Source organism: Nocardiopsis terrae (assembly GCF_014651695.1).
Taxonomy (GTDB): domain Bacteria; phylum Actinomycetota; class Actinomycetes; order Streptosporangiales; family Streptosporangiaceae; genus Nocardiopsis; species Nocardiopsis terrae.
Genome location: NZ_BMXJ01000003.1, coordinates 624,836 through 646,920, shown reverse-complemented (window position 1 = coordinate 646,920; position 22,085 = coordinate 624,836). Strand labels below are relative to the sequence as shown.

Annotated in this window: 22 protein-coding genes; 8 read left to right on the top strand and 14 right to left on the bottom strand. The window is 73.4% G+C overall.

All coding sequences use genetic code 11. The features are described 5' to 3' along the window. Nucleotides 1-67: 67 nt before the first annotated feature. Genes IE195_RS10820 through IE195_RS10795 form a run of 6 tightly spaced genes read right to left on the bottom strand, consistent with a single transcriptional unit; the run spans nt 68 to nt 4,465 of the window. Nucleotides 68-1,102 (bottom strand): glycosyltransferase family 4 protein, encoded by a 1,035-nt coding sequence (locus IE195_RS10820; protein WP_229826159.1) that lies wholly within the window; start codon nt 1,100-1,102, stop codon nt 68-70. Further along, complete coding sequence (locus IE195_RS10815) at nt 1,099-1,497, bottom strand: 6-pyruvoyl trahydropterin synthase family protein (RefSeq protein ID WP_191270155.1); 399 nt, start codon at nt 1,495-1,497, stop codon at nt 1,099-1,101. Before IE195_RS10815 ends, IE195_RS10820 begins: the two co-directional genes overlap by 4 nt. A gap of 25 nt (nt 1,498-1,522) precedes the next feature. Then, nucleotides 1,523-2,500 carry a zinc-dependent alcohol dehydrogenase gene (locus IE195_RS10810; RefSeq protein WP_191270154.1) on the bottom strand — a complete coding sequence of 326 codons (978 nt, stop codon included), beginning with the start codon at nt 2,498-2,500 and terminating at the stop codon, nt 1,523-1,525. Next, nucleotides 2,497-3,147, bottom strand: a complete 651-nt coding sequence (locus IE195_RS10805; protein WP_191270151.1) for a CDP-alcohol phosphatidyltransferase family protein — start codon at nt 3,145-3,147, stop codon at nt 2,497-2,499. Before IE195_RS10805 ends, IE195_RS10810 begins: the two co-directional genes overlap by 4 nt. Then, complete coding sequence (gene ribA / locus IE195_RS10800; RefSeq protein ID WP_191270149.1) at nt 3,144-3,782, bottom strand: GTP cyclohydrolase II; 639 nt, start codon at nt 3,780-3,782, stop codon at nt 3,144-3,146. The genes IE195_RS10805 and ribA overlap by 4 nt, the downstream gene beginning before the upstream one ends. Nucleotides 3,783-3,841: 59 nt before the next feature. After that, nucleotides 3,842-4,465: a hypothetical protein gene (locus IE195_RS10795; protein WP_225943158.1), complete on the bottom strand. Its 624-nt coding sequence runs from the start codon at nt 4,463-4,465 to the stop codon at nt 3,842-3,844. A 27-nt stretch (nt 4,466-4,492) separates the two neighbouring features. Here IE195_RS10795 and IE195_RS10790 point away from each other — a divergent pair, with 27 nt between their 5' ends. Then, a complete protein-coding gene (locus IE195_RS10790) occupies nt 4,493-4,831 on the top strand; it encodes a hypothetical protein (protein ID WP_191270148.1) in 339 nt (112 codons plus the stop codon). Nucleotides 4,832-4,846: 15 nt separating this feature from the next. Here IE195_RS10790 and IE195_RS10785 read toward each other — a convergent pair whose 3' ends face one another. The 3 genes from IE195_RS10785 to IE195_RS10775 all read right to left on the bottom strand — a co-directional run bounded on the left by IE195_RS10785 (nt 4,847) and on the right by IE195_RS10775 (nt 9,085). Continuing rightward, nucleotides 4,847-5,809 carry an SDR family oxidoreductase gene (locus tag IE195_RS10785; protein WP_191270146.1) on the bottom strand — a complete coding sequence of 321 codons (963 nt, stop codon included), beginning with the start codon at nt 5,807-5,809 and terminating at the stop codon, nt 4,847-4,849. A 145-nt stretch (nt 5,810-5,954) separates the two neighbouring features. Then, nucleotides 5,955-7,346, bottom strand: a complete 1,392-nt coding sequence (locus IE195_RS10780) for a hypothetical protein (RefSeq protein ID WP_191270144.1) — start codon at nt 7,344-7,346, stop codon at nt 5,955-5,957. Nucleotides 7,347-7,444: 98 nt separating this feature from the next. Beyond that, the gene (locus IE195_RS10775; protein WP_191270142.1) at nt 7,445-9,085 is read right to left on the bottom strand and encodes a transposase; all 1,641 of its coding nucleotides are present in this window, start codon (nt 9,083-9,085) and stop codon (nt 7,445-7,447) included. Nucleotides 9,086-9,355: 270 nt separating this feature from the next. On the opposite strand from IE195_RS10775, the gene IE195_RS10770 reads away from it, so the two are divergent. The 5 genes from IE195_RS10770 to IE195_RS10750 all read left to right on the top strand — a co-directional run bounded on the left by IE195_RS10770 (nt 9,356) and on the right by IE195_RS10750 (nt 13,285). Further along, nucleotides 9,356-9,928 (top strand): hypothetical protein, encoded by a 573-nt coding sequence (locus tag IE195_RS10770; RefSeq protein WP_191270140.1) that lies wholly within the window; start codon nt 9,356-9,358, stop codon nt 9,926-9,928. Between the two features lie 219 nt (nt 9,929-10,147). Then, entirely contained in the window at nt 10,148-10,744 is a 597-nt protein-coding gene (locus IE195_RS10765) for an RNA polymerase sigma factor (RefSeq protein WP_191270138.1), read from the top strand. A 38-nt stretch (nt 10,745-10,782) separates the two neighbouring features. Next, complete coding sequence (locus IE195_RS10760; protein WP_191270136.1) at nt 10,783-11,403, top strand: SCO family protein; 621 nt, start codon at nt 10,783-10,785, stop codon at nt 11,401-11,403. Further along, the gene (locus IE195_RS10755; RefSeq protein ID WP_191270134.1) at nt 11,400-12,665 is read left to right on the top strand and encodes a Dyp-type peroxidase; all 1,266 of its coding nucleotides are present in this window, start codon (nt 11,400-11,402) and stop codon (nt 12,663-12,665) included. Before IE195_RS10760 ends, IE195_RS10755 begins: the two co-directional genes overlap by 4 nt. A 62-nt stretch (nt 12,666-12,727) precedes the next feature. After that, nucleotides 12,728-13,285, top strand: a complete 558-nt coding sequence (locus tag IE195_RS10750; RefSeq protein WP_191270132.1) for a copper chaperone PCu(A)C — start codon at nt 12,728-12,730, stop codon at nt 13,283-13,285. Here IE195_RS10750 and IE195_RS10745 read toward each other — a convergent pair. The 5 genes from IE195_RS10745 to IE195_RS10725 all read right to left on the bottom strand — a co-directional run bounded on the left by IE195_RS10745 (nt 13,282) and on the right by IE195_RS10725 (nt 18,975). Then, nucleotides 13,282-14,664 (bottom strand): PepSY-associated TM helix domain-containing protein, encoded by a 1,383-nt coding sequence (locus tag IE195_RS10745; RefSeq protein ID WP_191270130.1) that lies wholly within the window; start codon nt 14,662-14,664, stop codon nt 13,282-13,284. The two genes, IE195_RS10750 and IE195_RS10745, sit on opposite strands and share 4 nt — an antisense overlap. Nucleotides 14,665-14,931: 267 nt before the next feature. Continuing rightward, nucleotides 14,932-15,567 carry a maleylpyruvate isomerase family mycothiol-dependent enzyme gene (locus IE195_RS10740; protein ID WP_191270128.1) on the bottom strand — a complete coding sequence of 212 codons (636 nt, stop codon included), beginning with the start codon at nt 15,565-15,567 and terminating at the stop codon, nt 14,932-14,934. 244 nt (nt 15,568-15,811) lie between these two features. Next, on the bottom strand, nt 15,812-17,071 hold the full coding sequence (locus tag IE195_RS10735) for an MFS transporter (protein ID WP_191270126.1): 1,260 nt from the start codon (nt 17,069-17,071) through the stop codon (nt 15,812-15,814). Nucleotides 17,072-17,214: 143 nt separating this feature from the next. After that, nucleotides 17,215-18,276 carry an aminotransferase class V-fold PLP-dependent enzyme gene (locus IE195_RS10730; protein WP_191270124.1) on the bottom strand — a complete coding sequence of 354 codons (1,062 nt, stop codon included), beginning with the start codon at nt 18,274-18,276 and terminating at the stop codon, nt 17,215-17,217. Nucleotides 18,277-18,435: 159 nt separating this feature from the next. Beyond that, nucleotides 18,436-18,975 (bottom strand): MarR family winged helix-turn-helix transcriptional regulator, encoded by a 540-nt coding sequence (locus IE195_RS10725; RefSeq protein WP_191270122.1) that lies wholly within the window; start codon nt 18,973-18,975, stop codon nt 18,436-18,438. 270 nt (nt 18,976-19,245) lie between these two features. Between IE195_RS10725 and IE195_RS10720 the strand changes: the two genes are divergently transcribed. Together IE195_RS10720 and IE195_RS10715 are read left to right on the top strand one after the other, a co-directional pair. Further along, on the top strand, nt 19,246-20,208 hold the full coding sequence (locus tag IE195_RS10720; RefSeq protein WP_191270120.1) for an MBL fold metallo-hydrolase: 963 nt from the start codon (nt 19,246-19,248) through the stop codon (nt 20,206-20,208). 131 nt (nt 20,209-20,339) lie between these two features. After that, nucleotides 20,340-22,004, top strand: a complete 1,665-nt coding sequence (locus tag IE195_RS10715; protein WP_191270118.1) for an FAD-dependent monooxygenase — start codon at nt 20,340-20,342, stop codon at nt 22,002-22,004. The last annotated feature ends 81 nt before the right edge of the window (nt 22,005-22,085 follow it).

The following is a 22,085-nucleotide window of genomic DNA, read 5'->3' as shown; positions in this document are numbered from 1 at the left end:
CGCGGGTGAGACAGGAGCGAGACATGCGGGGGAGAAGACCGCCACATTCGCGGGGCCGGGGCCGTGGTCACAGGCCGAGCGCCCCGGCCATCGCCCGGGCCGCGTCCGGCCAGCCCGCCAGCTCCTGGCGGCGCGACCGGGCCGCCTCCCGCAGCCCTTTTCGCAGCCCCGGATCGGTCAGCCACCACCGCAGCGCCCGGCCCAACGCGTCCGCGTCCCCGGGCGGCACCAGCAGCCCCGGCACCCGCCCGTCCGAAGCGCGCCCCAGCGCCTCGGGCACACCCCCCACCCCGGCGGCCACCACCGGCACCCCCCGGGCCAGAGCCTCGGTGACGACCATCCCGTAGGTCTCCGCACGCGAGGCCAGCACCAACAGGTCCGCCGAGTCGTACACACCGGCCAGTTCAGCGCCGACCACAGAGCCGGTGAACCGCACCCGATCCTCGATCCCCGGACGCGGGGGAGGGGCACCCGGGCCCGCGCACACGCACTCCCAGGGCAGGCCGCGCAGTCCGGCCAGGGCCTCGAACAGCAGGTCGTGACCCTTGCGCGGGGTCAACGAGGCCACACACGCCAGGCGACCGCCCGCCGCGCCCCCGCTCCCGCGCGCCAACGGCGCCGGATCCACCCCCGGCGCCACCACCTCCACCCCGCTTCGCCCTCCCTGCCCGGCCAGACCGTGGTGCGCGGCCAACCGCCGTGCCGCCCACCCGCTGGTGGCCACCACCCTCACCCCGCACCGCAGCACCTCGCGCTCCCGGGCGTCCAGCTCCCGGGCGGTCTCCGGCGCCAGCCCGGTCTCGTCGGCCAACGGCAGGTGCACCAGCACCGCCAGGCGCAGCCGCGCCGCGTGCGGGACCACGGCCTCGGGCGCCCCGCACGCCACCAGCCCGTCCACCAGCACCCGCGCCCCGTCGGGCTCCCCGTCCAGCACCGACGCGAGCCCGTCGAGCTCCTCCCGGGCGGGGCGCGGCCACCCGCCCGCCACCGCCACCGTCCGCACCGGCCATCCCAGCGCGGTCATCGCCCGCGCGATCCGCCGGTCGTAGGTGTGGCCGCCGCTGGGCGCGCTCGCCTCGGGAACGACGAAGAGTACCGTCACAGCTCCCGTTCGTAGGAGGCCCAGGCCACGTGCGACTCGTGCAGCGTCACCGTGACCGAGGCCAACCCGTCGGCGTGCGGCCCCAGCGCCCCCGCCGAGATCCGTTCCGCCAGCCGGTCGGCGACCACCTTGGCCAGGAACTCGGTGGAGGTGTTCACCCCCGCGAACTCGGGCACCTCGTCCAGGTTGCGGTAGTTGAGCGCGGCCACGACCCCGCCCAGCTCCCGGGTGGCGGCGCCGATGTCCACCACGATGTTGTCGGGGTCCAGCTCCGGGCGGCGCAGCGTCGCGTCCACCACGAACGTCGCCCCGTGCAGGGCCTGGGCGGGGCCGAAGACCTCACCCCGGAAACTGTGCGCGACCATCAGGTGGTCCCGGACGGTGACACTGAACAAGAGGGCTCCCAGCGGGGTGTCGCGGTCAGGTGTCGTAGGTGATCCGGTGGCAGAGCGCGGACAGCGTGCCCTCGGACAGTCGCGGTAGTACCCGCGGCAGCTCCTCGAAACCGCTCTCCCCGGTGACCAGGGCGTCGAAGGCGGGGTCGCCGAGCAGCCGCAGCGCCAGCCGCAGGCGCTCGGCGTGGTCGTAGCGGGAACGGCGGGCCGGTGAGATCATGCCGACCTGGCTGGCCCGCACCGCCAGCCGGTGCGAGTGGAAGTCCTCGCCCAACGGCAGGATCACCTGCCGGTCCCCGTACCAGCTCAGCTCCACGACCTCGCCCTCGGCGTGCAGCAGCCCCAGTGAACGGACCAGTCCCGCCTCGGTCGCGCTGGTGTGGAAGACCAGGTCGCGGTCGCCCTCGGCGTCCTCGGCGAGGGCGAAGTCCACCCCCAGCCGTGCGGCGACCTCCGCCCGGTCCGGGTCGACGTCCACCAACTGGACCCGAGCACCCGGCACCCGGGACACCAGACGGGCCACACAGCACCCCACCATCCCCGCGCCGACCACCGTCACCCGGTCACCCACCAGCGGGGCCGCGTCCCACAGCGCGTTGACCGCGGTCTCCACCGTGCCCGCCAGCACCGCCCGGCCCGCCGGAACGTCCTCGGGCACCACCGACACCGCCGAGGCGGGGACCACGAAGCGGGTCTGGTGCGGGTACAGCGTGAACACCGTCCGCCCCACCAGCTCCTGCGGCCCCTCCTCGACCACACCGACGTTCAGGTAGCCGTACTTGAGCGGACCGGGGAAGTCGCCCTCCTGGAAGGGCGCCCGCATCACCCCGTACTGGTTCGGCGGCACCCCGCCGCCGAACACCAGCGTCTCCGTACCCCGGCTGATCCCCGAGTACAGGCTCCGCACCACCACCTCGCCGGGTCCGGGGTCGGGCAGGGCGGTCTCCCGCACCTCGCCCACACCGGGGGTACGCACCCAGAAAGCTCGCGCCGTCCGTTTCATAACCACCTCTCCCGGCGGGCGCCCGTTCGAGGGGAACGCGCCCGCCACAGTCCCGATACGTCACGTCCGAACGACCACACCAGGGCGGCCAGCGCACCCGCCACCGCCGCCACGGCGACCGGCGCGGGCAGCAGCCCCGAGGCGGCCGCCGTCAACACGATCCCCTGCCCGGCCGCCACCGCCTTCCTGGCCCGGCTCGGCGGCAACGGCCCCCGCAACCACGGCGCCGCCCACGCTGCGGCCCCGAACAGGTACCGCAGCACACCGATCACCAGTACCCAGGGCCCCAGGGACCAGGAAACGTACACGCTCAGCACCAGGATGAGGAACGCGTCGGCCTCCATGTCGAAGCGCGCCCCGAAGTCCGACTCCGTGCGCGTCCCCCGGGCCACCAGCCCGTCCACCCCGTCCAGGACCAGGGCCAGCACCGTCACCGGCACCAGGACCCCCACCGGGCCGCCGTCGGCCACCAACACCGTCACCGCGCCGATCAGACCGACCCGGACCAGGGTCACCAGGTCCGCCGGGCCGGGCGGCCAGCGCCGGTACCGGCGGACGGCCGCCACCAGCAGCACGGTCACCACCAGGGCGTACAACGCCCCTGCGACCCACCCCCGGGTGTCCGGCCAGGAGGCCGGATCAGTCACCCGCGGCCCCCCGGCCCGCCGTCCAGGTGCGGCAGGTCGTGGCCGAGCCGGTCCCGTTTGGCGGTCAGGTACCGGATGTTGTCCACGTGCGCGGCCACCAGCAACGGCACCCGTTCGGTCACCTTCAGCCCGTACTCCTCCAGCGCCCGCGTCTTCTCCGGGTTGTTGGACAGCAACCGCACCGAACGCACCCCCCGGTACCGGAGCACCCGCGCGGCCGGTCCGTAGTCGCGCACGTCCACCGGCAGCCCCAGCGCCTTCGCCGAGTCCACGGTGTCCAGCCCCCGCTCGTCCTGGAGCGTCTGCGTGCGCACCTTGTCCACGAGTCCGATCCCGCGCCCCTCGTGGCCGCGCAGGTACACCAGCACCCCGCGGCCCTCGGCCAGGATCACGTCCAGGGCGGCCTCCAGCTGGTCGCCGCACTCGCAGCGCAGCGCACCGAAGACGTCACCGGTCACACACTCGGAGTGCACCCGGACCAGGACCCGCTCGCCGTCCCCGATCTCACCCAGGACCAGGGCCAGGTGCTCCCGGCCGTCGACCGGGTCCCGGAAGGCCACACAGCGGAACGTCCCCCGGCGTACCACCAGGTCGGACTCGGCGACCGCGCCGTCGTCCAGTGCGTGTTCTGACATCTGTCTCCCCTCACCGCCGACGGCGGTACGTCCGGGTGTCTCCCCAACCGACCGCGGCCCTACTCGGGCAGGTCGACCCGGATCTCCCCGCCCAGCGCGAACCCGCCCTCCAGCTCCAGGGAGTCCCCGCTCCAGAACCGTCCCGGGTCGTAGTACCCGGGACGCCTCCCCGGGGGCAGCAGCCCCATCTCCTCGTAGGTCAGCGCGATGACCTCCGCGCAGTAGGCGGTCTCCAACCGGTTCGCGCGGGCCCGCCGCCGGGACGGCATCCGGCCCAGCGCCCACCGGCCGGCGAGCTGCGCGGTGGACGGGAACGGGGTGCCGTTCAACCGGGCCACCATCCGCAGCGCGGCGTCCTCCATCCCCCGGTCGGCCAGCGGGTCGAGCTGGCGCAGCCAGCCCTTCTGCCCGTACCGGCGACCCCACACCAGGACGGCGTCCCGGAGGTCGTGCAACTGCACCCCGCGCTGGTGGGTTCCGGTCCACATGTCCACCAGGGACCGGCCCAGCTCGGCGTGCCACATCAGGGGCGGGAGGTCGTCGACCACGATGGACATACCGACGTGGTTGACCGGGCTGTTGGTGGTGAGCTGGATGGCCCGGTCCGGCACGCTCGTGCCGCGGAACACCCACACGTCACCCGTTCTGGTCAGGTCGACCGCCTCGTCAAGGGCCATACTCATATCTGCCACAGGCCCTAGCCTAGGAGTATGAAGTGGTGGAAAGCCTTGGGAGCGGCCGCCTTCGTGGGCGTGGCGGCCAGCGGAGTGGCGATCGCGCGAGCCGAACGGCAGCGCCGTGCCTACACCCCGGAGCAGGTCAGGGAACGTCTCCACGCCCGGGCCGCCGAGGTCGGCCGGGCGGAGGAGGGGCAGGTCGGGACCGGGACCGCCGGGAACGCGGCTGTCGGAACCGCCACCGGGCACGGGTTGCGCGGCCCGGGGAACAGGGTCCGCTCGGGGCTGGCGGCGGTGCGGTCCGGTCCGCCGGTGGCCACAATCGGCCGCCTGCTGCGGCGGGTCCGCGGCAACAGGGACGGGAACCGCTGACCGGTCGGCCCCGGCTCAGCCCTGGACATAGGAGAGCAGGGTGCGTTCGACCTCGGGGGCGGGGCCCACGTCCAGCGGCGGCTCGCCCCTGTCACGGTCCCAGGCCAGCACGTCGGCGGCGGTGGTGAGCAGCGGGGTCGAGGGCAGACCGGCCTCGCGCGCCCTGCCGAAGTCGCGCTGAAAGGACTGTTCCGACACCCGGTCGGGGCGCACCAGCGGAAACGCGGCCATCATCGTCTCCGGCGGGACGAGGACGAGCTCGATCTCGCTCCCGGTCGCCTGCGCGCAGACACGGACCATCTCGGACAGGGTGAGGGGCTCTGCGGGTCCCATGGCGTTGAACGCGCCGCCGCGGTCGTCGGCCAGCAGCCGGGACACCAACCTGGCCAGGTCGCGCACGTCCAGGACCTGCACCGGCTGGCCGGGGTCGCCGGGTAGGACGACCTTGCCGCCCCTCGCGGTCCGCCGCACCCAGTAGGTGAACTGGTTGACGTTGTCGTGCGGGCCGGCGAGCATCCCGGGCCGCACGATCGTGGCGCGCTCCCCGTAACGGGAGGCCGCCTCCTGTTCGCAGGCCGCTTTCAACGGGCCGTAGGTGTCCCGACCGACCTCCTCGGTGGTCCACTCCGCCGCCCTGAGCGGGGCCGACTCGTCCGCCCCGGGTCCGACCCCGGCCGCGTAGACGGCGTTGCTGGAGACGAACAGGTACCGGCCGACGCGGTCCCCGAGCGCGTCGGCGGCCTGCCGTACGTGCCGGGGCACGAACCCGCTGACGTCCACGACCGCGTCCCACGAACCCCCGGAGAGCGCGGTGTAGTCGCCCTCCTCCCGGTCGCCCAGGAGCCGTTCCGCCTGTGTGAAGAGTTCCGGTCCGGTTCTGCCCCGGTTGAAGAGGGTGACCTCGTGTCCCTCCCGCAGTGCGTCGTCAACGATGGCCCGACCGACGAAAGAGGTACCGCCCAACACCAGAATCCGCATGGGGACAGACCCTAGCGTGCTGTCCCGGGATCGCTGGTCAGCGCCCTCACCTCGGTGCGTTAGCCCGAGGTGAGGGCGGTCCGCCGGATGGGCGGGGACCCGTCCCGGACCGGGAGGTTCCCGCGGATCGCGGTCGGGCGGCCGCTCAGAGGGGCTTGGTGAGGAAGCCGACCTGCTCCAGCAGACTGATGTGGTCGGTGCCCAGGGTCTCCAGGAAGGCGAGCACGTCACGGTGCGGGACCCGGTGCAGCGGGGCGCTGGTGCGCAGCAGGCCGACCCGGGACACGCCTTCGCCGCCGCCCAGCCGCGAGGACGGGGTGGCGGGCGGGTCGACACGGTACAGGCGCCAGGCGCTGCCCCTGGGGGCGGAGGCCAGCAGCATCATCGGCCGCTTCCACACGATGAGCGCCCACCCCTTGGGGCCCTCGGCGTGGACGTGGACGGTGTCGACGTGCTTCTCCAGCAGCTCGGCCACCTGGGCGACGACCGGGATCGGGTTGGTGAAGCCGCCGTACACGCGGTGCATGCCGGCGTCGTACTCCAGGCTCCAGCCGGACGCCTCCAGGTCGGCGGCCACCTGGGGCAGGTAGCTGTCCTCCTCGGCGGAGGGGGCGGGGTTCTCGGGCTCGGGTGAAACGGTGGTCGGGAGGATCAGGCCCAGCTCCAGGTTCGTTCGCTCGTTGGCGGTACGGGTGAGTGCGTTCGGGTTGGCACCGCAGGTGAGTGCGGAGTGCCGGTCGTGCACGGTCCATTCGATGAGACCGCCGTGTTCGGGAAAGCCCTCGGCGACGGGGCGGAGGGTGGCCTCGATCCCCGCCGAGGCCAGGGAGTCGGCGGCCGCGTCCCGGTCCTGCACCGGCCACGAACCGGGGACGCCCAGAACCACGCGGGCAGGGGAGAGCCGGTCCGTCAGGGCGTGCAGCGCCCGCGCGTCGTAACCGCGCAGCGGCGCGTGCAGGGTGAGTTCGGCCACGGGCCCCTCGGGAAGGTGGCTGACCAGCGGGGCGTCCAGGTTGTGCACCACGCGCGCCTCGGTCTCCACCGGGGCGGTCAGCAGCAGGTCCTCCAGACGGTCGGCGACCTCGGCCAACCGCTGGGCCGTGGCGGCGGGCAGCGTGACCGCGCCCGGGCAGCCCCGAAGCCACACCCCCAGTTCGGCCAGCGCCCACGGAACCCCCTCGGGGCCGCCGCGCAGCACCGTCCAGGCGCGGTCCCAGGTGCCGGGCGCCCCACTGCCGAAAGCGGCCGCGACGTACTCGTCCCCCACCAGCAGGGCCAGTTCGGGGAGGAGGTCGTGGCAGGTCCGGTCGATCAGGGCGTAGACGCGGTCCGGACGCTGAACCCCCGCGGGGTCCTCGCCCTCGGCCGCCGCGCCCAGGACCGTGACCGCCGCACCGAGGCCCAGGGCAGCGGGGACGATGCCCTCCTCCAGGGCGGGGAGATCGATCTCCGTACCGACCAAGAGGAACTCGCGGAGCGGAGCCCCGTCGGTACGGGAGGTCCACTCGTGCAACAGGGCGAGCGGGGAGACGGACACAGGCGACCTCTGTTCTCACACTGGGGACGTCCACGAGCATAGTCGAGACCGCCGCGTCAAGCCCCGGCGGGACCGATCTGTGCGGAACCCACCGTTCCTCAGTAGTGTGCGGGAGTGGCCTCTGGCGCTCTCCCGGTACTGCGCGCGTCCCGAACGGTGTTGGACGCGCTGGTCCCCCGCGTTCTCTTTCCCTCGGCCCGGGCACGCGCATCGTGTGCGCGCTCCGGGGCCGGGTGGCGGGTTCCCTCGCGCCCGGGGGCACCACGATCGGCCTGGACGGTCCGAGGCCCGCACCCATCGCTCCGGTGGGTGCGGGGCGGTGCCGTCCGTCGCCGGATCGGATACCCCTGGGCGCGTCGCCCGATCGCCACCGCAGCGGCGGCGTGTCGGGACGTCTTGCGTTTGCTGGTGGTGGGTTTTTGCCAGTGCTGGGCGCCCCACCGGGAGGTGTAGGCCGCATCTACGGCGACGATCGCGGTGCCGGTGGCCTGGGCCATCGAGACGAGCCGGGCACGCAGTTTGGCGGTGGGCATACCGGAAATCACCCGGCGGAACCGCTTCTTACGGCCGTGCTTCTCCCGGGTCGTGGAATCGCTGAAGTCCAGGTCCTCGATCGCGATGGCCTTGACACCGCTCTCTCGCGCCCAGTGCAGCAGGCGGGTCAGGGCATGGCGTACCTGGGCATCGCGGTGGGTGGCGCTTCCGGACAGGTCGTAGTCGAAGCGGCGTGGAGACCCGGTCGGGTTGCCGTGCACATCCAGCTGCCAGGCGGCCAGATGATCGGCGTTGGTATCCACACCGATCACCCCCTGGGCGAGGGCGGCCCCGAGCGGGGCCGTCTGCGTGGCCGGGATTTGCCAGGACGCGGTCAGATACCAACGCCCCCGGCCCACGTCGTAGTGGATGCGGTAGGCCACAGCCCGGTCGGCTTGGACGCGGTCGGCCCACTCCTGTCCCCGGTGGGAGAAGGCCACGCGGCCCGAGAGCACGTACCGGCCGTACGCGGCGTTCGCATACTCGACCAGTGGGGCGGGGAGCTTGATACTCACCTGCCCGTCGGGGCCGATACGGATCGTCTCATTACCGAACCGCTTGCCGGACTCGCCGTCCGCCTGCAGGAACCACCGTCCGGCTTCCCACCGCTGGCGCCACTGGGCCTCGCTCAACTGGGCCGCGTTGAGGTGGTGGCGGCTGCGGGCCAGGCGCTTGCCGCCCCGCACCACCCGCACCCGACCAGCCTCACAGTCAGCACGCACAGCGGCAAGCCGGTCCTGGAGGACACGCAGGCGCCGGGACTTGGCGTGCCACTCTTTCGCTGACCGGTACCCGCCCGGCACCCGTTTGGTGCCCTTCGAACCGACCGGCAACGACAACCTGTACGTGATCGTCCTGACCCCGGCTTCCAGGGAGCGCAGGTGCGCGACCTGGCCGCGGCGGGCCAGCGCCCACTGCTCATGAGTGGCCCTGGTGATCGACCCCGCCCACCGCGCCGACGACACCGGTGTCAGGGCCCGTTTACGCGCCGCCCAGGTACGGCCGTCGTGGTTCACACCGTCACCGCAGCGGGCCTTGAGGTCCCTGGCCGCCAGCGAACCCAGATGGGCACCGACCCGACGCAACACCTGCTCGTCCCCAGGGGTGAGGTGCTTGAGGCGGGTGCGCACGGCCACACCGGTCGGGCCCGGGATCAGATAGGGGGCCGCGATCGGCCGCACACCCTGCTCCTTGGCATGCGCCATCCGTCCCTCACCCTCGCCCCCTGACCGCGACCCGTTCATGTGTTCGAGAACGACGTTAGACGCATCCGGGGTCCGGTGTCCCAGAAACCGAAAAACTCCTGTGACCGAGTAGGCCGTGGACCGGCCGGGTCCGGCACCAGCGCCCTTCACCAGCGAAGCGGTTCAACGTGTGCACCCGTGCACGTTCGCGTGTGCTCATGCGACCGCACACACGAACAGACAAGACCCCCGTGGCGGACCCCCGGAGACAGGTGCGACGATGTGAGGGCGATGACCGAGAGCGAACAGTGCCGACCGCTGCGCGCCGGGGTGTTCACCCTGGTGTGCGCGAGCCTGTCCGCGATCGGGCACGCCGTCAGTTCGGGACACGACGTGCCCCTCGTCGGTCTCCTGCTGGGAACGGCCGCCGTCCTCGCCATGGCGTGGGCGGTGTCGAGCCGGCGGCAGAGCCCCTGGATGCTCACCGCGTGGATGCTCTGGGGGCAGTTCGCCCTGCACGTGACCTTCGCCTACACCCAGGAGGCGGGTTCGGGGCACGACGGCCACGGCGGGGCGGTCCTGGCACAGGAGGCCATGCCCGCGTGGGCGATGATCGTGATGCACCTCGTGATGGCCCTGGTCAGCGCGTGGTGGCTGCACGTGGGTGAGAACGCCCTCTTCGCGTTCCTGCGCTTCATGGCGCTCTCCCTGATCCCGTTGCTCCTGGTGGTCGGCGCGGTTCCGGCCGCCCGCGAGACGGCGCGCCCCAGGTTCGCCGCCACCGACGAACGCTCCCGGTCGCGCCCGCCCTACCTGCGCCACTCCCGGGTCCTGCGCGGGCCGCCGCCGGTTCTGGCCGCCTGACCCACACCAGCCAGAACACCCCGTGGTACCCGGCTGCCCGGACGGGCGCGCGCCGCGCGGACCCGTCCCGCGCCGCCCCGTTCCCGAACGGCCCGGCCCCGCGCCGAAGCGGTCCCGATCCGGTTCCTCCCGAACTGGCCCCCGGGCCGCTCCGTCCTGAGCGCGAGCGCCGTACCCTGCCGGGCCACCACGCGGTCGGTGACAGAAAGCACACACGTTATGACCTGTGGCAACGGGCGCGTGGTCGCCCGCACCTCCTACCCCGCCCCCCGCCCCGACCCGCAACACCCCGACCTGGCCCGGCTGGCCCTGCGCGCCGGTGCGGGCTCACTCGGGGCGATGGACACCCTGTTCGCGCTCACCCGGGGCGACGTGGCCCGCTACATCGCACGCCGCGTCGACCCCTCCTGGGTCGAGGACCTCACCCAGGAGACCTTCTCCCGCGCCATGCGGGGGCTGCCCCGCTACGCCGGACGGGCGCCCGTCCGGGCATGGCTGCTGTCCGTGGCCCGCCATACCGTCGCCGACCGCTACCGCAGCCGGGAGCGCGCCCCCCGCACGGAACCGGTCGAGGACTGGGAACGCGTACTCGGCCCCGGTTCCGCGTCACCGGGGAGGTTCGACGAGTACCTCGCCCTGGTCTCCCTGCTGGAGAACCTGCCCGAGGACCGGCGCACCGCCTTCGTCCTCACCCAGGTCCACCGCGTGCCCTACTCCGAGGCCGCGGAGCTCACCGGCGTTCCCGTCGGCACCGTCCGCTCACGCGTCGCCCGCGGCCGCCGCGACCTGGCACGCCTGCTCCGGGAGGCGGCGTGAACGCCCGCCGCACCCACCGATCCACGAGGAAGTATCCGATGACGGACCCACGCACCGGCCCCGCCCGGTGGAGCGCCCTGGCCGCCTTGCTCCTGTTCGGCGCCACCGCCTGCGGAGGCGGCGTCGACCCGGCCGGGGTCGAGCACTACCTCGACCTCTCCGACCAGCCCATGGCCGCCTCGGAGATCGAACTCGCCACGGTGGACGGCGAGCCCTGGGGTTTCACCGACGTCGCCGAGGACCGCCTCACCCTGCTCTTCTTCGGTTACACGAGCTGTCCGGACGTGTGCCCCATGACCATGGCCGAGATCGACCTGGCCCTGGACGAGGCCGGGGACGACGCGGACGGGTTCGACGTGGTGATGGTGAGCAGCGACCCCGTCCGCGACACCGACCAGCAGCTGCGCTCCTGGCTGGACCGGTTCGACCCGGACTTCCAGGGGGTGCGCGGGGACGTCGACGCGACGGTCGAGGCGGCCCGGGACTACGGCGTCCCCATCGAGGCGCCCCAGGAGACCGAGGGGGAGTACCTGGTCTCCCACGGGGGCCGGATCCTCGTCCTGACCCCGGGCGGCGAGGCCGCGGGCATGTTCGACGAGGGGGTCACCGCCGACCAGATCGCGCCCCTGCTGCCCGCCCTCCGGGAGGAGCTGCTGTGAGCCGGTCCGGCCCCGCGCAGGGGCGCGCCCCCGAGGGCGTCTCCCGCCGGGGGCTGCTCGCCGGGCTGGGCGCCGCCGGGGCGACGGGACTGGCGGGCGGAGGACTCCTCGGCGCCGGCGCGGTCCGGAGCTCTTCCGGGGCGGGAGACCCCGCCCGGGACCTGTCCCTGTCCCGGGGAGGGCCGCGTCAGGGGCTGCCGCCCGCGGTCCTGACCCCGACCCCGGCCCACGTGCACGTGGTCGCGGTGGACCTGAACGCCGAGGAGCCCGCGCAGGTGTCCGAACAGGCCCGCCTGGTCCTGGAACGGTGGAGTGCGCAGGCCCGCGAACTGCACGGGCACGGTCTGCCGGAACTCGCCCCCGGCACACCCGCCCGGGGGCTGCACCCGGCCTCCCTGGGGGTCACCCTCGGCCTGGGTGCGGGCCTGCTGGAGCGGGCCGGACTGGCGGACCGCCGCCCCGACCCGTTGGCGGACCTGCCCGGGTTCGAGGCGGACCGGCTCGAACCCGGGCTGTGCGGCGGCGACCTGATGCTGCACGTGGGCGCCGAGGACCCCCTCGTGGTGAGCGCGGCGGTGGAACACCTGCTCGGCGGGGTCCGCGAGCACGCCACCGTGCGGTGGTCGCTCCCCGGGTTCCAGCGGGCGGCGGCCACCGCGGTCGACCCCTCGGCCACTCCGCGCAACCTCATGGGGCAGATCGACGGGACGGTCAACCCCGACCCCGGCGAGGCGCGGTTCGCCCCGCAGGTCCTGGCCGCGCACCCCGGGGGAGGCGCGTCCTGGATGGACGGCGGAACCTACGTGGTCGTGCGCCGGATCCGCATGCTCCTGGACGACTGGTCCGCCCTGGAACCCCGGGCCCGGGAACGGGTGGTCGGCCGCCGCCTGTCGGACGGGGCGCCCCTGGGCGGAGCCCGGGAGGACGACCTCCCCGACCTGGCCGCCCGGGACGCCGACGGGGAGCCGGTCATCCCGGCCGACGCGCACATCCGCCTGGCCAGCCCGGAACGCACCCTCGGTGCCCGCATGCTGCGGCGGGGGTTCAACTACGACCTGGGCTGGGGCTCCGACGGCCGGGAGGCCGGGCTGCTGTTCACCGCCTGGCAGGCCGACCCGCGTACCGGCTTCACCGCCGTGCAGCGCGAACTCGACAGGGGAGGGGACGCGCTCAACGCCTACGTCCGGCACGAGGGCAGCGCCGTGTTCGCCGTGCCCCCGGTCCGTGAGGACGAACCCCACGTGGCGTACGGCCTCTGGTGACTCCCGCGGCAGCAGGCGGGGCCGCCCCGCGCAACCATCCGAACGATGACAGGAACGAGAACATGAGGACCAACCGGACGGTCACCGCGGCGGCACTGGCGGCTCTGCCCCTGTTCGCGGCGGCCTGCGCCGTGGGCCCGGACGCCCAGTCGCAGGAGCACGCCGCCACCGACGCGGCCGAGGCCGCGGGGAGGGGCAGCGCCCGGGTCGGCGACCTCCTCGTCGAGGACGCCTGGATGCCCGAGCCCGCCAACCCCGAGGTGGGCGTGGTCTACCTGGCCGTCACCAACACCGCCACCGAGGACGACACCGTCACCGGGGTGCGCACCAGCGCCTCCGAGGACGCCGACCTGTGCGAGACCGGGACCACCGGGTCCGGCGCCTCGGTCATGCGGACCGTGTCGCGGATCCCGGTTCCGGCCGGGGGGACCACCACCTTCGTGGACGGCGGCTACCACGTCATGGTCAACGACATCACCGAGCCCCTCACCGTCGGTGACGGGGTCACCGTCAGGCTCACCTTCGCGAGCGGAGCCGAGGTCGAGGTCGACGCCCCGGTCCAGGAGATGACCGCCCGTTCCGACAGCGGTGACCCCGGAGCCCACGACGGCCACCACTAACCGGCCCGCGGGCCTCGCCGCCCCCGCCAACCCGCGACGGTGTCGACCAGCAGGAACAGGAGCAGGGAGGCCCCCAGCACCGGTATCGCCCAACCGACCGCCGCGAGGAACACCACCACCGCGGCCCTCAGGGGCCAGGACAGGGCGAGGAAGGACCCGCGCGGGTACGGCCGGCCCGGACCGGCCGTACCCGCGCGTACCGGACCACGCTGCCACCACATCCGGTAGCCGAGGACGATCACCCAGACCAGCCCTCCGGCCACGGCGGTGAGCAGGATCTGGTTGGGCACCCCGAACAGCACGCCCATGTGCACGTCCACACCCCAGCGGCTCAGCTTGGCCATCAGGGGGTGGTCGGCGAACCGGACCACGTCGGTGACCTCGGCGGTGTCCTGGGCCACCGCGGCCGAGTCCGCCCTGGTCGGCCAGGAGCGTTCGATCTGGGTGACGACGTAGGGCGAGGCGTGGTCGCCGGGAACCTCCACGGAGACCCGCCCGTCCAGACCGGCCTCGCGGGCGCTGGCCAGGACCGCGTCCAGTCCCGCGTCCACCCCGGGGTTCGCGGACGGGGTGTCGGTGGCCACGGCCGGGGTGGTCCAGGACATCTCCCCGCGCAGGTCGGCGATGTTCGCTCCCGCGTACTTGGACCAGGTCAGACCGGTGGCGGACAGCATCAGCAGCCCCAGCAGGAGCCACACCCCGGTGGCGGCGTGCAGTGAGACCGTGCGGCCCCGCCCGGGCGCGGTCCCGGCCCCGGGGACCAGCAGGCGGCGCGCCCGTCGGCGCCGGGCTCGGGCCACCCAGAGCGCGAACCCGCCCAGGGCGACCACCCACAGCCAACTGGCCGCGAGTTCGCTGTACAGGCGGCCCGCCTCGCCCAGGTGCAGTTCGCGGTGGAGCAGGTCGATCCAGGTCCGCACGGGCATGGCGCCACTGGTGCCGTAGGTCTCGGCCACCCCCAGCACCTCGCCTGCGTGGGGGTCCACGAACACCGTCGGCTGCGGCCCCGAAGCCCCGTCGGGCCGGGCCAGCAGGACCCGGGTGGAGTCCTCGGGGGTGGTGGCCGGACGTACGGAGTCGACCCGGGAGCCGGGGACCTCGGCCTCGGCGATCCGCACCTGTTCGCTCAGGGGGAGCGACTCCTCCGCGGCGGGGACCCGCAACTGGTCGGCGTACAGGGCGTTCTCGATCTGCGGCGTCCACACGTACAGCAGCCCGGAGACCGCGGCCACCAGTACGAAGGGGGCGACCAGTACGCCCGCGTAGAAGTGCAGCCGCAGCACCAGCGGCCTGAGCTGGGCCCAGGCCCCCGGGCGGGGCGGGGGACGTTCGGAGTCCCTTCCGGTTGCGGTTTCGGTCGTGCTGGGCGCCGGTTCCATGGGTCTCCTCGCCGTCGGTGTCCCGGTCGCCACTGACGTCGTCCGGCGGGTCCGGGAAGTTCCCGGCGGCGGGATTTTCCGGAAAAGGGCGGGGTCCGGCGCGTTCAGAGGAGGGAATTCTCTGCGGCGGGCGCGGTGCCGGGGCGCGGGTCGGCGACAGGAGGCCGTCGGTCCGCCAACCGGCTCACCCCGGGCACCAGGAGCGGGAGCAGGCTGGTGGCCACACCCACTGCGGCCGCCGCCCCCTCGCCCCACGGTCGGGGCGGGTCAGCCGTCCACACGTTCGCGCAGGATTTCCACACCGTCGCCGGTGAGCTCGTCCAGGTGTGCGGAGCGACCGGTCATCGCCATGATCAGAGCGAGTGTGCTCCCGCAGACGAGCGCTCCGGTGCCGGAGGCGAACGGACCGTCGGTGGCTTGCAGTCTCAACCCTTGGACCCGGCTCTTGGCGATGACGACCTGGTCCGAGCCCTGGTAGTAGTCCGCCACGCGGGTCAGCGTGGCGATCGGACGGGCGCTGACGATGCCCAGGGGCCGCCTGATGTCCTCTCCGTGCACGATGGCCTCTCCCAGGATGGCGGGCTTCGGCAGGGGCGGTGAGGTCGTACTCCTTGTGACCCCTCGGAAGCGTGCAAGGGTCTCGGCGCCGGAGGTCCCCATCTGCTCGGCCAGGCGCATCGCGACCTGGGCGTCGAAGTCGAACCGGCAGCGGACGACCCCGGCCAGCCATCGAAAGCCGTTGAGGGTCGCCGCCGACGTCAGGTGTGCGAGTACCTCGCGCACGGTCAGGCCCTCACACAGCGACGGTGTCGCCCACTGTTCCTCGTTCAGTCCCGACAAATCGTCGGCCAACGCCGCCCGCTCCTGGTGGATCAGCGGCCACAGGTCCGCGCGACCGCTCATCGGCGGACTCCGCGGCACGGGCAGGGTACTGGTGATGTCATCGGACGCTCCTCGGAACGGGCTTTCGCCCTGCCCCTGCGGTTGTGGGTGGACACCGGGATTATCACTCCGGCCTCCGACAATTTCGCGCTCGTCAACATGACGGGCTGTCACCGCACCACAAGATCAGCGCCAGAACCGTTCCCGGCGGCGGGATTCTCCGTTGGCCGGGGTCCTCCGGAAAGGGCACAGACCCGACCGGGGGTCAGGAGGGCTGGCCCGCAGGGGCGGGCGCGGTGCCGGAGTGCGGGTCGGCGGGAGGGGGCCGGTCCGCCAACCGGCTCACCCCGGGTACCAGGAGCGGAAGCAGGCTGGTGGCCACACCCACAGCGGCCGCACCGAACAGCACCGGTCGGGCGCCCGCGGTCTCCGCCAGGGCGCCGGCCACCGCGTACCCGACGGGCTCCAGTCCGAAGCTGCCCACCTGGTCGATGCTGATGACCACGCTCAGCCGGTCCTGCGGGACGGCCCGCTGCAACGCGGTGTACCAGTACACGCCGAAGACCATGAAACCCACTCCGGTGGCGGCGTAGCCCGTCAGCAGCACCGGCACCGGTGCGGTCAGCGCCAGGCCCAGCAGCACCAGCGGGTAGCAGAGCACGCCCGCCAGCGACACCAGTCCGGGCCGGGCCGGTCTCCACCGGGCCGCGAGGACTCCGCCCGCCAGTTGGCCCGCCGCCATGCAGGACAGGGCCAGCCCGTAGACGGGTTCGGCGTAGGAGTCCGCGACCACGATCGGCAGCAGGGTGAACCCGGGGGCCAGGGTGGCGGGAGCCTGCACGGTGGCGACCGCGATGACCGCCAGCACCCACGGTCTGCGCACCACCTCGCGCCAGCCCGCCCGCAGACTCGTCCCCGTGCTCTCCGCGGTCCGCTCGGGTGCGGGCGGCGCCTCCCGGATCCACACCAGGGTGCCCGCGCAGACCGCGAACAGCGCCGCGATCAGTACGAACACGGCTCGCACGTCCAGGACGGCGAGGAGAACCCCCGCGGTGGCGGGCCCGGTGATCCCGGCGGCGCGTCCCACGATGTTGCGCAGGGCGTTGGCCTGCTGGAGCCGCTCCCGCGCGACGATCAGCGGCATCAGGGAGCCGCTGGCCGGTTCCACCACGGAACCGGCCACCCCGCTGAGCACGGCCAGGGCGAGCAGCCACGTTCCGCTCCCGGGTCCGAAGGCGAACCCCAGCATCACCAGCAGTTGCACGGAGTCGTTGGCCACCAGCGCCGTCGACTTGCGCATCCGGGTCAGCAGCGCCCCGCTCAGCAGGGCGAACAGCGATCCGGCCGCTCCGCGCACGCCCAGGACCAACCCGAGCATCAGGGGCCCGTGATCGACGAGCACCAGGCCGACCATCGCGACCGGCAGCATCTCCGAGCCCAGGTCGCCCGCGCCCCTGCCGCCGAGCAGCAGGCGCAGGTTCCGGTGTCGCAGTGCCCGGGGGACCGGCAGGGCACGGCGTGGCAAGTCGCGGTCTCCGCTTCGGGTCGCTCGGTTCGTCAGGGGCGGGGTGTGGCAGGTGTCGGGGCCCCGGACAAGCTAGGGCGTGGCGCGCGGCGGGGCAAGGGAGTTTCGGCCCCTCCCGTGGCGGAAGGGGCCGGAACCGTCCGTCAGCGTGCCGCGGACAGTGTCTTGACCAGAAGGTCCACGTCATCCTCGGTGTTGTACAGGTGGAAGGAGACCCGCAGCCGCCCGTCGCGGGTGGCCGCGGCGATCCCCGCCTCGGCGAGGCGTTCGGCGGCCCCCTCGGGGACGGGCAGCGACACGATCGCCGAACCCGCCTCCGCCAGCCCCATCGCGGTCCGGAACCGGTCGCCGAGGGCGGTGTCGTGCGCGTGCACGGTCGGGATCCCGACCTCGTTCAGCAGGTCCAGGGCTGGGGCCAGGCCGATCCACGCCGACCACACCGGGGCCAGGTCCAGGCGGCGAGCCCCCTCGGCCAGGCGCAGCGGGCCGCCGTAGAGCGCGTTCCACGGTTCGGCGCCCGCGTACCAGCCGGGGGCGAGGGGTTCGAGGGTGTCGAGGGCCTCCGCGGTCCCGGTGAGGAAGGCCGCGCCCCGGGTGCCCAGCAGCCACTTGTAGGTGCTGCACACCAGGAAGTCCACACCGGCGGGCACGGGCAGCCAGCCCGCTGACTGGCTGGTGTCGAGCATGAGCCGGGCGCCGTGGTCGGCGCAGGCGGTGACCAGGTCCTCGACGGGGGCGAGCGCCCCGGTGGCGGACTGGGCGGCGGCCACGGCGACCAGGGTGGTGGCCGGTCCGACCTCCTCGGGCAGCTGTTCGAGGGGGACCTCCCGGACCCGGACCCCGTGCGCCTGCCTGGCCAGGAAGGGGAAGGCCACCGAGGTGAACTCGTCCCGGGCGAGCAGGACCTCCGAACCCGGCGGCAGGCTCGCGGCGATCGTTCCGGCGAACTGCGAGGTGTGGGTGCCCACCGCGACGCGGTCGGCGCTGGCTCCGGCCAGGCGCGCGTAGGCGGCCCGGGCGTCGTCGATCACGCTGTCGACGGCGCCGGGGGAGAAGCGCCCGGTGGCCACCTCGTGGGTGTGGCGCTCCAGCGCCAGCCGGGACCGGTGGGGCGTCAGGCCGTGGGTGGCGGTGTTGAGGTAGGTGTTCTCGGAGGAGAACTGCTGCTGTGCTTCGCGCAGGCGGGCGCGGTCGGTGTGGTCCATGCGGTGATGCTCACAGGGCGGGGCCGTTCACTCAAGGGCCAATTCGGGCCCGGGAGCAGGCCACTTGCCCGGTAGGAGCCGAAGTCGTCTCTGGTAGCAAGATCATCGGGGAGGGGACCGGGCCCCTGGCTGACGCCGGCAACGCTTCCGGTCGCAGCGCTAGTTGCGGAACTTGGCCTCGGCGTCGGTGGAACCGGCCATGAGCTTGTTGAGCAGCCGCACCAGTTCGCGGCGCTCCTCGGGTTCGAGGGCCTGCGCCCAGGCGCTCTCCCGGCGGTTGTGTGCGCGGAAGACGCCCAGGATGGCCCCGTACCCGGCCTCGCTGAGGCTGAGCTGGAGGGCGCGGCGGTCGTGTGTGGCGCGTTCGCGGGTGATCAGACCGTCGCGTTCGAGCGTGTTGAGCAGGGCGGACAGCGCGGCGCGGCTCATGCCGGAGATCTCGGCGGTGGTCTTGGCCTCCATGGGTCCGGCCAACCAGAGTGCGAAGAGCACGCGAAAGCCCGGCCAGGTCCATCCCCGGGGGCGGTGGACGGAGGACTCCAGGTCGTAGACGACCATGCTCGTCGCCCGGTTGAGGGTCAGGACCATGCGCATGGCCTCGGCGTTGACCGAGGGGAGCTCCCGTTCGGCCTTCTGCACCGCGTAGTCCACGAATGACCAGAAGGTGAGCTCGTCGGGGGGTGCGGTGTTGTGAGTCACGCGGACCAGCCTAGTACGCGGAGGTATCCGTGGTTCGCCCTGTCTTCACCTTGCGTTCTTCCCCGGGCCGACTCGGCCGTGGGGGCTCCGGTGCGGGTCCGGGTGGTGTGGAGGGGTGATGGGTAGCCTGATTGAGTGACCTGCATCACGTATCAGGTGGTCGCGGACCTCTTGGCCCTGTGGTGCGGAACACGTTATGGTCAGATTCATCAAACGTTTGATCATCTGGGCGGTGGCAGCCGCCCGCGACGAGTGAAGGGTCCTTCGACCATGGCAGCCAAGCCGTTCGCCTCATCCGCCGACACCGAGGCCAAGGAGCAGACCCTGGAGGTCCTGGCCGACGGCGTCTACGCGCTCACCGCAGAGGGCGACCCCAACGTGGGCGCCATCGAGGGCGAGGACTTCGTCGTGGCCTTCGAGGCCCTGGCCACCCCCACCGCGGCCGGGGAGTGGCTCGCCAAGCTCCGCGAACACACCGACAAGCCGATCCGCTACCTGGTGCTCTCGCACTACCACGCCGTGCGCGTCCTGGGCGCCAGCGCCTTCGACGCCACCGTCATCCTCACCCACGAGAAGACCCACGAACTCATCCGCGAACGCGGCAAGGAGGACTGGGCCAGCGAGTTCGGCCGCATGCCCCGCCTGGCCAAGGACGCCGACTCCGTCCCCGGCCTGACCTGGCCCACCCAGACCTTCGCCGACCGCACTACCATCGACCTCGGCGGCGACCGCGGCGAACTCGTCCTGGAGTACTTCGGCCGCGGCCACACCGAGGGCGACATCGTCGCCTGGCTGCCCAAGCAGAAGATCCTCTTCGCCGGCGACCTCGTCGAGGCCCAGGCCGCCCTCTACACCGGCGACGCCTTCCACAGGGACTGGGCCGGGGCCACCCTCGACAGCGTCAAGGCGCTGGAGGCCGAGATGCTCGTCGGCGGACGCGGCGCCGTCAGCCGGGGCCGCGCCGAGGTCGACGCCGCCATCGAGCAGACCCGCAACTTCCTCGACGTGATGATCCGCGAGGTCGGCGCCGTCCACGAGCGCGGCGGCACCCTCAAGGAGGCCTTCACCGCCACCCACGCCGCCCTGGTCGACGACTACGGCCACTGGCCCATCTTCGAGCACTGCCTGCCCTTCGACGTCTCGCGCCTGTGGGACGAGTTCTCCGGCATCGAGCGCCCGGTCATCTGGACCGCCGAGCGCGACCGCGAGGTCTGGGACCAGCTGCAGGACTGACCCGGGGCCGCCCCGGGACCCGCCGGCGCCTCGGCCACGGGTCCGGCCGGCCACAGCGCTGACCACCCGTGGCCCCGGCCCTGTCCACGTCCACCGCGCCCGTACGGGGCGCCCCACGAACGGAGCTCACCATGCGCCCCCCAGCGCCTCGTACCCCGGCCGAGACCACCGCCGACCCCGTGCTGGTGCTCGGCGCGGGCCCGGTCGGGCAGACCGCGGCCCTGCTGCTGGCCCGCCGTGGGGTCCCCGTACTGGTCGTCGACGGCCGCCCCGAACGCGACGCCGTCGGCTCCAAGGCCATCTGCCAGCAGCGCGACGTCCTCGACGTCTGGGACTGGCTCGGCGGACACGCCATCGCGGCGGAAGGGCTGACCTGGGACACCGCCCGCACCTTCTACCGGGGACACGAACTCTTCAGCGTGCGCCTGCCCGACCCGGGCGCCTCCTCCCGGCCCTCCTTCGTCAACATCTCCCAGTCCCGCACCGAGGAGGTCCTCGACGACCTCCTCGCCCGGGCGGGCGTGGCCGTCCACTGGGGCCACGAGGTCACCGGCATCGACCAGGACGCGGACGGCGTCACCGTCGAGTGCGACACCCCCCAAGGCCCGGTGCGCCTGCGCGGCTCCCACGCCCTGTCCTGCATGGGCGCCCACGGCGGTGTCGTCCGCAGGGCCCTGGGCCTGGACTTCTCCGGCACCAGCTTCGACGACCGCTTCCTGATCTGCGACATCCGTGCCGACCTCGGCGACTGGGCGCGCGAACGCCGCTTCTACTTCGACCCCGAGTGGAACCCCGGCCGCCAGGTCCTCATCCACCCCTGCCCCGACTCGGTCTTCCGCATCGACTGGCAGGTCCCCTCCGACTTCGACCTGGAGACCGAGGAGTCCAGCGGCCGCCTGGACGCCCGCATCCGCCAGATCATCGGCGACACCCCGTACGAGATCGTCTGGCACTCGGTGTACCGCTTCCACACCCGCGTCACCGACCGCATGCGCTCGGGACGGATCCTGCTCGCCGGGGACAACGCCCACCTGGTCGCGCCCTTCGGGGCCCGCGGCCTCAACTCCGGGGTCCAGGACGCCGAGAACGCCGCCTGGAAACTCGCCTACGTGCGCAACGGCTGGGCCGGTGAGGAGCTCCTGGAGAGCTACCACACCGAACGCCACGCCGCGGCCCTGGAGAACGCCGACGTCACCAGCGCCACCATGCGCTTCCTCGTCCCCCAGGACGACGCCGCCCGCGAGCGGCGCGTCAGCGTCCTGGAACGGGCCCTCACCGACGCCGCGGCCCACCCGCACGTGGACTCCGGGCGCCTGGCCGAACCGTTCTGGTACACCGGGTCCGCGCTGACCACCGCCTGCCCCGAACGCCCCTTCGGCGGCCGCCCCCCGCGCGGCCGGGCACCCGACCCCTGCCCCGGCGTGATCCTGCCCGACGCGCCCGTCACGGTGGCCGACCGCCCCGGCACCACCCGGCTGCGCCCGCTGCTGCGCGAGGGACTCACCCTGTTGGTCGGCACCGGACCGGACACCGGCACCGACCGCGAAGCCCTGCGCCGCGCCGTGCACACCGCTGCCACGGAGGCCACCCCGGCCCCCGTCACCACACTCCGCCTCGACGAGATCGACACCACCGGCGCCCTGCGCCGCGCCCTGGCCCCCGAACCCGGCCAGGTCTGGCTGGTGCGCCCCGACGCCCACGTCGCCGCTGTCGTCGCGGGGACCGACGCCGACACCGTCCGCAGGGCGGTCCGCACCGCCCTGGGACACCCGGCCGCCGACACCGTCTCCGCCTGACGCGGCCCGGACGAGGACGACCGGGACGGGGTCGGACCGGGCCCGCACGGACCACCGGACACATCCAAGGAGGAGGATCAC